The organism is Streptomyces sp. NPDC022552, from assembly GCF_055561875.1.
Genome location: NZ_JBVHGJ010000024.1, coordinates 40,756 through 52,026 on the forward strand (window position 1 = coordinate 40,756; position 11,271 = coordinate 52,026).

Here is an 11,271-nt window from a genome sequence, read left to right on the forward strand (position 1 = left end):
CTCTCCGGGCGGTGTGTGCCTCCCAGGAACGTCACACTTCCCCGCCCGCACCGCCCGGAGCAGCCCCCGGTATCACCGCTCACCGATACCACCAGCAGTACCGAGCACCACCAGCACCACCAGCACCACCAGCACCACCAGCAGTACCGAGCAGCACCAGATTGACCTGATTCACACAGTTCGTCTCGGGCCGTCCCCCGGGTCGTGCAGCCCACGCAGCATCCCAAATCCCGCAGCTTGTCTGACCTTCGGAAAGTCTTATGCGGGTGCCCCTTTGAACCTTGGGAGTAGGCCCCATGACCCAGTCGTCAGTGGAGCCCAAGACCGCCTCGGAGGACGCGGGCTCCGGCTCGAACGTCCCCGCCGGCCGCTCTTGGCTCGACCGGTACTTTCACATCTCGGAGAGAGGATCCACCGTCGCGACGGAGATCCGCGGCGGCGTCACCACCTTCATGGCGATGGCGTACATTCTCCTGCTCAACCCCTTGATCCTCGGCGGCAAGGATGTGGACGGCAACGTCCTCAGTCAGCCCGCCCTCATCACGGCGACCGCTCTGGCCGCCGCGGCGACGACCCTGCTGATGGGCTTCTGGGGCAAGGTCCCGCTCGCCCTCGCGGCGGGGCTCAGTGTCTCCGGTGTCCTCTCCTCGCAGGTCATCTCCGTCATGACCTGGCCGCAGGCGATGGCCATGTGTGTGGCCTACGGTGCGGTGATCTGCCTCCTGGTGGTCACCGGCCTCCGCGAGATGATCATGAACGCGATCCCGCTGGCGATCAAGCACGCGATCACCATCGGTATCGGCCTCTTCATCGCGCTGATCGGCTTCGTCAAGGCCGGCTTCGTCCACGAGAACCCCTCGCCCGGCGGTGGCCCGGTCGTCCTCGGCCCGGCCGGTGAGCTGGCCGGCTGGCCGGTCCTGATCTTCGCCTTCACCCTGCTGCTGATCTTCGCGCTCCAGGCCCGCAACGTGCCCGGCGCCATCCTGATCGGCATCGTGGCGGGCACGGTCATCGCCGCGATCGTCAACGCCGTCGGCGACCTGCCGGCCAAGGCCTGGTTCTCCGGCCCGCCGGAGCTCAGCGGCAGCGCCGTCTCCACGCCGGACTTCTCGCTCATCGGTGAGGTGTCCTTCAGCGGCTGGGGCGACGTCGGCTACATCACGATCACCATGATCATCTTCACCCTGGTGCTCGCCGGCTTCTTCGACGCCATGGCCACGATCATCGGTGTCGGCTCCGAGGCCAAGCTCGCCGACTCCCAGGGCCGGATGCCGGGCCTCTCCAAGGCCCTGTTCATCGACGGTGCCGGCGGTGTCATCGGCGGCGGCGTCGGCGGCTCCGGCCAGACCGTGTTCGTCGAGTCGGCGACCGGTGTCGGCGAGGGCGCCCGTACGGGTCTGTCCTCCGTCGTCACGGGCGCGTTCTTCGCCGCCTGTCTCTTCTTCACCCCGATCACCGCGATCGTGCCGGCCGAGGTCGCCTCCGCCGCCCTGGTCGTCATCGGCGCGATGATGATGCAGAACGCCAAGCACGTCGACTGGAGCGACCGCTCCGTCGCGATCCCGGTGTTCCTCACCGTGGTGCTGATGCCGTTCACGTACACCATCACCACGGGTGTCGCGGCCGGTGTCATCTCCTACGCCGTCATCAAGACGGCGCAGGGCAGGGCGCGCGAAGTCGGCGCCTTCATGTGGGGCCTGACCGCGATCTTCATCGTGTTCTTCGCCATCCATCCGATCGAGAGCTGGCTGGGCGTCAGCTGACGCCCGTAACGTCGCCCTCCACACACGTATCGAGGAGTTCGAGATGCTGGACATCGCCGAAGAGCTGCACCGGTGGGTCGAGCAGGGACGCACGTTCGCCGTCGCCACCGTCGTGGCGGTCGGCGGGAGCGCGCCCCGGCAGCCGGGCGCCGCGCTCGCCGTCGACAGCGACGGCACGGCGATCGGCTCGGTCTCCGGCGGATGTGTGGAGGGCGCGGTCTACGACCTGTGCCGACAGGCACTCGAAGACGGCGAAACCGTCGTCGAGCGCTTCGGCTACAGCGACGAGGACGCCTTCGCCGTGGGCCTGACCTGCGGCGGGATCATCGACATCCTCGTCACCCCGGTACGCGGCGGGGTCTTCCCCGCCGCCCTGGCCGCCGCCGTCTCGGGGGAGGCGGCAGCCCTCGCCAGGATCGTCTCCGGACCCTCCGACCTGATGGGCCGGGCGCTCCTGGTCCGTCCCGGCGGATCGTACGAGGGCGGCCTCGGCGGCCACCCCGAGCTGGACCGCACCGCGGCCGGCGAGGCCGTGGCCATGCTGGACGCGGGCCGCACCGGCACCGTCGAGATCGGCGAGGACGGCAGCCGCTGCGGACAGCCGCTCACCCTCCTCGTCGAGTCCTCCGTCCCCGCCCCACGCATGATCGTCTTCGGTGCCATCGACTTCGCCTCCGCCCTGGTCAGGGTCGGGAAGTTCCTCGGCTACCACGTCACCGTGTGCGACGCCCGGCCCGTCTTCGCGACGCCGGCTCGCTTCCCCGAGGCCGACGAGATCGTCGTCGACTGGCCGCACCGCTACCTGGAGTCGACCGAGGTCGACGGGCGGACCGTCCTCTGCGTCCTCACCCACGACGCCAAGTTCGACGTCCCGCTCCTCGAAGCGGCCCTGAAGCTGCCCGTCGCCTACGTCGGCGCGATGGGCTCCCGCCGTACCCACGAGGACCGCAACGAGCGACTGCGCGAGGTCGGTGTCACCGAGATCGAACTCGCCCGCCTGCGCTCCCCGATAGGGCTCGACCTCGGCGCCCGTACCCCGGAGGAGACGGCCGTCTCCATCGCCGCCGAGATCGTCGCCAACCGCCGCGGCGGCACCGGCGTCTCCCTCACCGGCGCGCACACCCCGATCCACCACGACGGACCGCGCGCACCCGATGGCCGGATAGGTTCCGTCGCCTGAGAGGCAGTCCACCCGGCGGTTAGGGTCCGGATCATGGACATTCGTGACGTACCCGAAGTGCATCTCGACCGCGCCCTCGATCTCGCGTACCTCGTCTTCCACGAGCGTCACGAGGAGGAGCAGCGCAAGCACCACCGCGAACTGCTGCTCCCCTGCGAGCGGATCGGGGCGTACGACGGCGAGACCCTCGTCGGCTTCGTCGCCGCCCACCGCTTCACACTCTCCGTGCCCGGCGGCGAACTGCCCTGCCCCGGACTGACGTTCGTCTCCGTCGCCCCGACGCACCGGCGTCGTGGCGTGCTCTCCGCCCTGCTCGCCGAGCTCTTCCGCCGGTCCGCCGAGCGCGCCGTGCCGATCGCCGCGCTCTGGGCCTCCGAGGACGCCATCTACGGCCGCTTCGGCTTCGGCCCCGCCACCCAGGGCGTCACCGTCGAGATCGACTCACGGCGTCCCCTCGCCCTGCGCATCGACCCCGACGAGCGCCCGCTGCGGCTCATCGACCCGGCCGACGCGCCGGCCGTCGTCGGGCCCTACTTCGAGGCCACGCGCGCGGACCGGGCCGGCCGGATCGGGCGGGACGACGAGCGCTGGAGCGGGGAGTGGCTCGCCGACGAGGACGAGGAGGACGACGAGCTCTCCCCGCCCCGGACCGTCGCCCTCGGCGACCCCGTCGCCGGGTACGCCGTCTACCGCACCAAGGGCGAGGACGAGGACACCCGCACCCCCGGCCTGGTCCGTGTCGACGAGCTGGAGGCCGACACCCCGGCCGTGGCCGCCGCGCTCTGGCGGTACCTCGCCTCCATCGACCTGACCGGCACCGTCCGCGCCTGGGGCCGGCCGCTCGACGACCCGCTGCTGCTCTTCGCCGCGGACCGCGACCAGGTCCGTGTGACCGGCCAGTTCCCCGCGCTGTGGGTGCGGCTGATCGACGTCCGTGCCGCGCTCACGGCCCGGGGCTGGCTCGCCGGCGTCGATCTCGTCCTGGAAGTGCACGACAGCCGCCTTCCGGTCAATTCCGGCCGCTTCCGCCTGACGTCGGGCCCGGACGGGACGCGGTACGAGCCGACGGGCGACCCGGTCGACCTCTCCTTCGGCGTACGGGACCTGGCGGCCTGCTACCTCGGCGGTACGAAGGTCGTGGACCTGGTCGCCGCGGGCCTGGTCGAGGAGCACACGCCGGGCGCGGCGGCCACGCTCGACGCCGCGCTGCGCACACCCCGACTGCCGCACACCGACGACGAGTTCTAGGGCACGGCTCTCGGATCTCGCTGGGCCTGTGCAGCTCGGCGAGAGCGAAGCGACGGCCCCGGGCTCCGGCCGTCCGGTGGCCGCGTCCAGGCTATGTTGATCACATGACACGCAGTCACATCGCGATAATCACATCTCTTCTGGCGTGCCTGACGCTTTCCGCGTGCTCGGCGGGCAAGGCTTCGGAGGGGGCACCGCCGCCCGCCGGGGCGCCGTCCGCGAGGGGAAAGGGCGAGCCGCAGCCTTTCAAGGACGACACCGACGTGCCGCTGACCAGGCAGCTCGACCGGGGCGAGCTCACCCAGGCGATCCCCGACGCCGAGGACGTGGTCCCCGACTACTACCCCGGCAGCCTGCACAAGAGCATGCCCGGGGAACCCGATGACTGCGCTCCCCTGAAGGCTCCCGCGCCGACGGGTTGGCAGCGAGCGGGCAGCGGCGACTACGACTACCAGGGATCGACCCTCTCGCGTGGGATCGACCTGGACGTCTGTCAGTTCGACACCGCCGCCCACGCGAAGGCTGCGTACGACCGGTGGCCGGACAGGGACGAATCGGCTCCCGTCAAGGTGCGCACTTCGGTCGGAGAGGAATCGGTCTTCCTCGCGCACAGCGGATCGAGCGGCACGGTCTACGGCTACAGCCGGTCCGGCACGGTCATCGCCCGGGTCCGCGTCGAGGACGCGGGCGGGGATACCACGGACGCCCATGACGTACTGGCTGCCACGATCAAGCGACTCCAGCAGGTCCAAGCGGGCCGACGGGCCACAGCGACGGCGCCCGAGATCGCCGCGGCCGAGGAGGCCCGGGGCTAGCCCGTTTCCTGCGGATCATCCGATCGCTGGTTGATGGACCCATCTCCGCCGGCGCGGGATTCGGACGGTGATCCCTCAACCCTCCGACCAGGTTGCCAACCGCAAGAAGCGAGGCCGATCAGGCGCCCGCCCGCCTTCGGCAAGGAACGGCCTGGACCGGGCCCCGTACACCGGGGCCGGAAGGCCGGTATCGGTGCGCCGGGGTCGGAGGGCCGGTGCGGCTCGGGGGGCTGTGAGGGGCGCTCTCAGCTCTTGCGCAGGCCGTTCAGAAGCAGCTCGGCCAGCTGGCCGTACGCCTCCGCGTCCGCCAGGCCCGTCGTCGCCGCGACCTGCCGCTGCTGGATGCGGACCATGACCGAGGCGATGACATCGGCCGCGAACGTCACGTGGACCTCGCGGAAGACGCCCGCCCGCACGCCCTCCTCGATCAGCTGCTGCACCCGCCCGGCCGCCGCGCGCGTATTGCGCTCGTAGACCTCGGCGGCCGGTCCGAACGCCGCGACGTCGTCGAAGAACTGCGGGGAGACCGGAGCCAGCTCCGCCGCGACCGCCCGCAGGTACGCGGCCAGCCGCTCCGCCGGGTCCTGCTCCGCCGCGAGGACCGCCTCGACCCGGGTGGTCGCGCGGCGGAAGAAGTGGACGACGGCCGCCCGCACGAGCTGCTCCTTGCTGCCCGCCAGGCCGTACAGCGTGCGCTTGGAGCAGCGCAGCCGGGCCGCCAGATCGTCCAGGGTCAGCTGGGCGAAGCCCTCTCCGACGAGGAGTTCCACCAGCTCCTCGAAGAGGGCGGACCGGCGGGCCGCGCCGCGGCCCGTCAGCTTGGGGGCGCCGGGGGCTGGAGTGTCGATCACCCGAACAGTATGCCGGTCGGCCCGTTCCGGGGGTTACGGCAGACCCCTTCTGCGCTACGCTAAGCGGTACTGCCGTACCGCCCGCAGTACCGTTACAACGGTGCTGAGTGGCTGAGTGTCAATGGAGTCGCCATGGATGTCGACCGCCTGCTTCCCACCCCCGAGGCAGCGGACCTCATCGCCCTCACCCGGGAGATCGCCGACAAGGAGCTCTCTTCCCGGGTGGACGAGCACGAGGCCGCGGAGACGTATCCCGAGGGTCTTTTCGCCACACTCGGCCGGGCCGGACTGCTCGGCCTCGCCTACCCCGAGGAGTACGGCGGCGGAGGCCAGCCGTACGAGGTGTACCTCCAGGTCCTCGAGGAGCTGGCGGCGCGCTGGGCGGCCGTCGCCGTCGCCACCAGCGTCCACACCCTGGCCTGCCACCCCCTGCACTCCTTCGGCACCCCGGAGCAGAAGGAGCGCTGGCTCCCCGCGATGCTCGCCGGCGAGACCATCGGCGGCTACAGCCTCTCCGAGCCCCAGGCGGGCTCCGACGCGGCCGCCCTGGCCTGCAAGGCCGAGCGCGTGGACGACGGCCCGGACGGCGCCGCGTACCGCGTCACCGGCACCAAGGCGTGGATCACCCACGGCGGCAAGGCCGGCTTCTACGCCCTCTTCGCCCGTACGGCCCCAGGCAGCCGCGGCATCTCCTGCTTCCTCGCTCCCGGCGAGACCGAGGGCCTCTCCTTCGGCAAGCCCGAGCGCAAGATGGGCCTCCAGGCCGTCCCCACCACCTCCGCCCACTGGGACGGCGCGCTGCTCGGCGCCGACCGGCTCATCGGCGACGAGGGCCAGGGCCTCCAGATCGCGTTCAGCGCGCTCGACTCCGGCCGCCTCGGCATCGCCGCCTGCGCCACGGGCCTCGCTCAGGCCGCGCTCGACGCAGCCGTCGCGTACGCCAACGAGCGCACCACCTTCGGCCGGAAGATCGTGGACCACCAGGGGCTCGGCTTCCTCCTGGCCGACATGGCCGCCGCCGTCGACTCCGCCCGCGCCACCTACCTCGACGCGGCCCGCCGGCGCGACCTCGGGCGCCCGTTCAGCCGCCAGGCCAGCGTGGCGAAGCTGACGGCGACCGACGCGGCCATGAAGGTGACCACGGACGCCGTCCAGGTCCTCGGCGGGTACGGCTACACCCGCGACTTCCCGGTCGAGCGCTACATGCGCGAGGCCAAGATCATGCAGATCTTCGAGGGCACCAACCAGATCCAGCGGCTGGTCATCAGCCGCCAGCTCGTCCGCTGACGCCCGCCCTTGCCCACGCCCGCTCCCTCCCGCTGATTTCCCGCTGACGTTTCGAGGAGTTCCATGGACATCGCCGGCTCCGCCGCGCTCGTCACCGGCGCCGCATCCGGTCTCGGCGCCGCCACCGCCGCCGCACTCGCCGCCCGTGGCGCCACCGTCTACGGCCTGGACCTGGACAAGGCCGTCGCCGCGGCCGGGCCCCTGCCCGAGGGCGTCACCCTGCTCGCCGCCGACGTCACCGAGGAGGCGCCGGTCCGCGAGGCGCTCGCCCGGATCGAGGCCGACGGCGCGGAGCTGCGGCTCGCCGTCAACTGCGCGGGCATCGCCCCCTCCGCCCGTGTCCTGGGCCGCAAGGGCCCGCACGACCTCGACCTGTTCCGTTCCGTCCTGAACGTCAACCTGCTGGGAACGTTCAACGTGATGCGGCTGGCCGCCGAGGCCATCGCCCGTCAGGAGCCGGACGAGCACGGCCAGCGCGGTCTCGTCGTCAACACCGCGTCGATCGCGGCCTTCGAGGGCCAGGTCGGACAGATCGCGTACGCCGCCTCCAAGGCGGGTGTCGCCGGTATGACCGTCACCGCCGCCCGTGACCTCGCGCAGTTCGGCATCCGGGTCGTCACCATCGCCCCCGGCATCGTCGACACCCCGATGATGGCCGGATTCAGCGAGGAGATCCGCGCCGGGCTCGGCGCGAGCGTCACCTTCCCGCAGCGCCTGGCCCGCCCGGACGAATACGCCAGGCTCGTCACGATGGTCGCCGAGCACGACTACCTGAACGGCGAGACGATCCGGATGGACGGGGCCCTCCGGATGGCTGCCCGCTGACACGCCCGTCCAGAGAGCACTTGGTGCCGGTGAAAGCTGGCACCAAGTGCCGCGTACCCTCCGCCGGATGTTAGGTTCTGGCCATGGGAACAGCCTCGACGAACTCCGCGAAGCCCGCGATGCGGGACTCCCTCATCGCCGCGGCTTTCCAGCTCTTCCTGGAGCGGGGGTACGAGCAGACCACCGTCGACGACATCGTCACCCTCGCCGGGGTCGGCCGCCGGTCGTTCTTCCGGTACTTCCCGTCGAAGGAGGACGTGGTCTTCCCCGACCACGAGCAGAGCCTCGCCGACATGACCGCGTTCCTCGCCGCGAGCGGGGACACCGACGACCCGCTGGTCAGGGTCTGCGACGCCACCCGCCTCGTCATGCGGATGTACGCCGAGAACCCCACCTTCTCCGTCCAGCGCTACCGCCTCACCCGTGAGGTGACGGGCCTGCGGACGTACGAACTGTCGGTCGTGTGGCGGTACGAGAAGACCCTCGGCGACTACCTGCGCACCCGCTACGCGGACCGGCGCGACGGCACCCTGCGGGCCAACGTGGTCGCCGCCGCCGTGGTCGCCGCGCACAACCACACGCTCCGGCACTGGCTGCGCTCGGGCGGCGAGGGCGATCCGCTGGCCGAGGTGGACCGGGCCCTGGGGTTCGTCCGCGACACGTGGAGCGAGGGCGGTGAGGGCGGCGGTGCCGGCCAGGGCGAGGAGGCCGAGGACGTCGTCGTGGTGATCACCAAGCGGTCGACGCCGATGTGGCGCGTGGTGCGCGAGGTGGAGTCGAGCCTCGGCGAGAGCTGAGAGACGCCTGAGGGATCTCAGTATCTTCAATTGAGGGAACTCAGGTCTTTATTTGATGGCACTCAGTGCCATATCTTTGCTCCATGCACGGTCGAGCCGCCGAGTGCAAGGAGAACGCATCGTGTTCCACACCGGGTCCGTAGCACTGAGGAACGGGAGCACCGCCGTCCGGGCCGAGGAATCGGTCGACGACGCCGAGCTCTACTACCAGCTCTGCCGCTGGTGCCACACCACGACCTTCCAGCGCCTGCTCTGTCCGACCTGCGGGTCGACCGACCTGGCCCCCGAACGGAGCGAGGGCGAGGGCGTGATCTCCGTGCGCCGCGGGGTCGCCGCCGCCGACAACGACCTGTGGCCGGTCCACATGGCCGAGGGCTTCGTCGTACGGTGCCGGGTCGACGGACCCCCGCACGCGGTACGCCCCGGCGTCCGCGTCAGGCTGTCCGCCCGCCCGGCCGCTGCGGGGCAGCCGGTCGTCCGGCTCTGCGAAGAGGTCCCCCTCGACGGCTGGATCTGATCAGGACACGACGAAGCGGCCCGGTGGCACTCTGTGCCACCGGGCCGCTTCCGCTTGCTGGGGGACCGGCCCCTACCGTGCGCCGATCTCGCCCGTCAGCTGCGGCAGGACCTCGAAGAGGTCACCGACCACGCCGTAGTCCACCAGGTCGAAGATCGGGGCCTCCGCGTCCTTGTTGACGGCCACGATGGTCTTCGAGGTCTGCATACCCGCGCGGTGCTGGATCGCACCGGAGATGCCCGCCGCGATGTACAGCTGCGGCGAGACCTGCTTGCCGGTCTGGCCGACCTGGTTGGAGTGCGGGTACCAGCCGGCGTCGACGGCGGCGCGCGAGGCGCCGACGGCCGCACCGAGCGAGTCCGCGAGCTTCTCGACGACCTCGAAGCCCTCGGCCGCGCCGACACCACGGCCGCCGGAGACCACGATCGCGGACTCGGTCAGCTCGGGGCGGCCGGTGGAGACGCGCGGGGTGCGCGAGACGACCGTGGCCGCGTTGCCGGTGAAGGCGACGGTGACGTTCTCGACCGTGCCGGCGGCCGGGGCGGCCTCCGGGGCGGCGGAGTTCGGCTTGACGGTGATGACCGGCACGCCGTGCGAGACCCGCGACTTCACCTGGTACGACGCGGCGAAGACGGACTGGGTCGCGACCGGGCCCTCGTCACCGGCCTCCAGCTCCACGGCGTCGGTGATCAGACCCGAGCCGAGGCGCAGCGCGACGCGCGCGGCGACCTCCTTGCCCTCGCCCGAGGACGTCACCAGAACGGCGGCGACGCCCTTGTCCTTCGCGATCTGGGTGAGCGCGTCGACCTTCGGCACGACGAGCTGGTCGGCGAACTCGGCGCCGTCCGCGACGTACACGGTCGCCGCGCCGTACTCACCGGCGGTGGCGGCGATCGACGCGGCGGCCTCGCCGGCGCCGAGCACGACGGCCGTCGGCTCGCCGATCCGGCGGGCCAGCGTGAGCAGTTCGAGCGCCGGCTTGCGGACCGCACCGTCGGCGTGGTCCACGAGAACCAGGATCTCAGCCATGATTCCTTGCTCCTGAACGATAGTGACGGTGGGTCAGATGAACTTCTGGGCGGACAGGAACGCGGCGAGCTGCTTGCCGCCGTCGCCCTCGTCGGTGACGATCGTGCCCGCGGTACGGGCCGGGCGCGCGGTGGCCGACTCGACCAGGGTCCAGGACCCGGCGAGACCGACCTCGTCGCCGTCGATGCCGAGGTCGTCCAGGTCCAGTTCCTCGACCGGCTTCTTCTTGGCGGCCATGATCCCCTTGAAGGAGGGGTAACGCGCCTCGCCCGACTGGTCGGTGACCGAGACGACGGCGGGCAGCGGGGCCTCGATCAGCTCGGTGGCGGCGTCGCCGTCCCGGCGGCCCTTCACCAGGGTGCCCTCCACCGAGACCTCGGAGAGGAGGGTGACCTGCGGGAGGCTCAGCCGCTCGGCGAGCAGCGCCGGCAGCACACCCATCGTGCCGTCGGTCGACGCCATGCCGCAGATGACCAGGTCGAAACCGGTCTTCTCCAGGGCCTTGGCGAGGATGGCGGAGGTGCCGATCACGTCGGTGCCGTGGATGTCGTCGTCGTTGACGTGGACGGCCTTGTCGGCGCCCATCGACAGCGCCTTGCGCAGCGCGTCCTTGGCGTCGTCCGGGCCGACGGTGACGACGGTGACCTCGGCGTCGTCGGACTCCTCGGAGATGCGCAGCGCCTGCTCGACGGCGTACTCGTCGAGCTCCGACAGCAGGCCGTCGACCTCGTCGCGGTCGACCGTCAGGTCGTCGGCGAAACCGCGGTCGCCGGTCGCGTCGGGTACGTACTTCACACAGACAGCGATCCTCAGGGTCACGGCCTGGCTCCTTTCAAGCGATCAAGCGGGCAGGTGACGGACGATTACGGGAGGTTGCGGGCCATGACGATGCGCTGGACCTGGTTGGTGCCTTCGTAGATCTGGGTGATCTTGGCGTCGCGCATCATGCGCTCGACGGG

12 protein-coding genes and 1 pseudogene are annotated in these 11,271 nt (G+C 71.2%); 9 read left to right on the forward strand and 4 right to left on the reverse strand.

The window, feature by feature from the left end; all coding sequences use genetic code 11:
• Positions 1-296: 296 nt before the first annotated feature.
• The 5 genes and pseudogenes from ACZ3OF_RS35385 to ACZ3OF_RS35405 all read left to right on the forward strand — a co-directional run.
• The gene (locus ACZ3OF_RS35385; protein WP_361674375.1) at positions 297-1,763 is read left to right on the forward strand and encodes an NCS2 family permease; all 1,467 of its coding nucleotides are present in this window, start codon (positions 297-299) and stop codon (positions 1,761-1,763) included.
• A 43-nt stretch (positions 1,764-1,806) separates the two neighbouring features.
• Positions 1,807-2,943: an XdhC family protein gene (locus ACZ3OF_RS35390; protein WP_467308950.1), complete on the forward strand. Its 1,137-nt coding sequence runs from the start codon at positions 1,807-1,809 to the stop codon at positions 2,941-2,943.
• Between the two features lie 33 nt (positions 2,944-2,976).
• Positions 2,977-4,191 (forward strand): GNAT family N-acetyltransferase, encoded by a 1,215-nt coding sequence (locus ACZ3OF_RS35395; protein WP_467308952.1) that lies wholly within the window; start codon positions 2,977-2,979, stop codon positions 4,189-4,191.
• 263 nt (positions 4,192-4,454) lie between these two features.
• Positions 4,455-5,006, forward strand: a complete 552-nt coding sequence (locus tag ACZ3OF_RS35400) for a hypothetical protein (RefSeq protein WP_467308954.1) — start codon at positions 4,455-4,457, stop codon at positions 5,004-5,006.
• Between the two features lie 43 nt (positions 5,007-5,049).
• Positions 5,050-5,145 (forward strand): annotated as a pseudogene (locus ACZ3OF_RS35405) (IS5/IS1182 family transposase); the annotation flags it as partial.
• A 106-nt stretch (positions 5,146-5,251) separates the two neighbouring features.
• On the opposite strand, the gene ACZ3OF_RS35410 reads toward ACZ3OF_RS35405, so the two are convergent.
• Positions 5,252-5,857 carry a TetR/AcrR family transcriptional regulator gene (locus tag ACZ3OF_RS35410; protein ID WP_361674365.1) on the reverse strand — a complete coding sequence of 202 codons (606 nt, stop codon included), beginning with the start codon at positions 5,855-5,857 and terminating at the stop codon, positions 5,252-5,254.
• 132 nt (positions 5,858-5,989) lie between these two features.
• On the opposite strand from ACZ3OF_RS35410, the gene ACZ3OF_RS35415 reads away from it, so the two are divergent.
• From ACZ3OF_RS35415 to ACZ3OF_RS35430, 4 genes are all read left to right on the forward strand, one after another.
• A complete protein-coding gene (locus ACZ3OF_RS35415) occupies positions 5,990-7,144 on the forward strand; it encodes an acyl-CoA dehydrogenase family protein (protein ID WP_361674363.1) in 1,155 nt (384 codons plus the stop codon).
• A 63-nt stretch (positions 7,145-7,207) separates the two neighbouring features.
• Positions 7,208-7,969, forward strand: a complete 762-nt coding sequence (locus ACZ3OF_RS35420) for an SDR family NAD(P)-dependent oxidoreductase (protein ID WP_361674361.1) — start codon at positions 7,208-7,210, stop codon at positions 7,967-7,969.
• Positions 7,970-8,052: 83 nt separating this feature from the next.
• Positions 8,053-8,766: a TetR family transcriptional regulator gene (locus tag ACZ3OF_RS35425; RefSeq protein ID WP_467308957.1), complete on the forward strand. Its 714-nt coding sequence runs from the start codon at positions 8,053-8,055 to the stop codon at positions 8,764-8,766.
• Positions 8,767-8,887: 121 nt separating this feature from the next.
• Entirely contained in the window at positions 8,888-9,283 is a 396-nt protein-coding gene (locus ACZ3OF_RS35430; RefSeq protein ID WP_467308959.1) for a Zn-ribbon domain-containing OB-fold protein, read from the forward strand.
• A 72-nt stretch (positions 9,284-9,355) separates the two neighbouring features.
• On the opposite strand, the gene ACZ3OF_RS35435 is transcribed toward ACZ3OF_RS35430, so the two are convergent.
• The 3 genes from ACZ3OF_RS35435 to ACZ3OF_RS35445 all read right to left on the reverse strand — a co-directional run.
• Positions 9,356-10,312 (reverse strand): electron transfer flavoprotein subunit alpha/FixB family protein, encoded by a 957-nt coding sequence (locus ACZ3OF_RS35435; RefSeq protein ID WP_391802234.1) that lies wholly within the window; start codon positions 10,310-10,312, stop codon positions 9,356-9,358.
• 33 nt (positions 10,313-10,345) lie between these two features.
• Positions 10,346-11,131, reverse strand: a complete 786-nt coding sequence (locus ACZ3OF_RS35440; RefSeq protein ID WP_361674353.1) for an electron transfer flavoprotein subunit beta/FixA family protein — start codon at positions 11,129-11,131, stop codon at positions 10,346-10,348.
• 44 nt (positions 11,132-11,175) lie between these two features.
• Positions 11,176-11,271, reverse strand: a 96-nt coding sequence (locus tag ACZ3OF_RS35445; protein ID WP_157849844.1) for an acyl-CoA dehydrogenase family protein, incomplete at its 5' end; no start/stop codon positions are given.

Coding starts and splice junctions, on each gene's coding strand:
- ACZ3OF_RS35385 (WP_361674375.1), top strand. CDS start 297: ATGACCCAGTCGTCAGTGGAGCCCAAGACCGCCTCGGAGGACGCGGGC.
- ACZ3OF_RS35390 (WP_467308950.1), top strand. CDS start 1,807: ATGCTGGACATCGCCGAAGAGCTGCACCGGTGGGTCGAGCAGGGACGC.
- ACZ3OF_RS35395 (WP_467308952.1), top strand. CDS start 2,977: ATGGACATTCGTGACGTACCCGAAGTGCATCTCGACCGCGCCCTCGAT.
- ACZ3OF_RS35415 (WP_361674363.1), top strand. CDS start 5,990: ATGGATGTCGACCGCCTGCTTCCCACCCCCGAGGCAGCGGACCTCATC.
- ACZ3OF_RS35420 (WP_361674361.1), top strand. CDS start 7,208: ATGGACATCGCCGGCTCCGCCGCGCTCGTCACCGGCGCCGCATCCGGT.
- ACZ3OF_RS35425 (WP_467308957.1), top strand. CDS start 8,053: ATGGGAACAGCCTCGACGAACTCCGCGAAGCCCGCGATGCGGGACTCC.
- ACZ3OF_RS35435 (WP_391802234.1), bottom strand. CDS start 10,312: ATGGCTGAGATCCTGGTTCTCGTGGACCACGCCGACGGTGCGGTCCGC.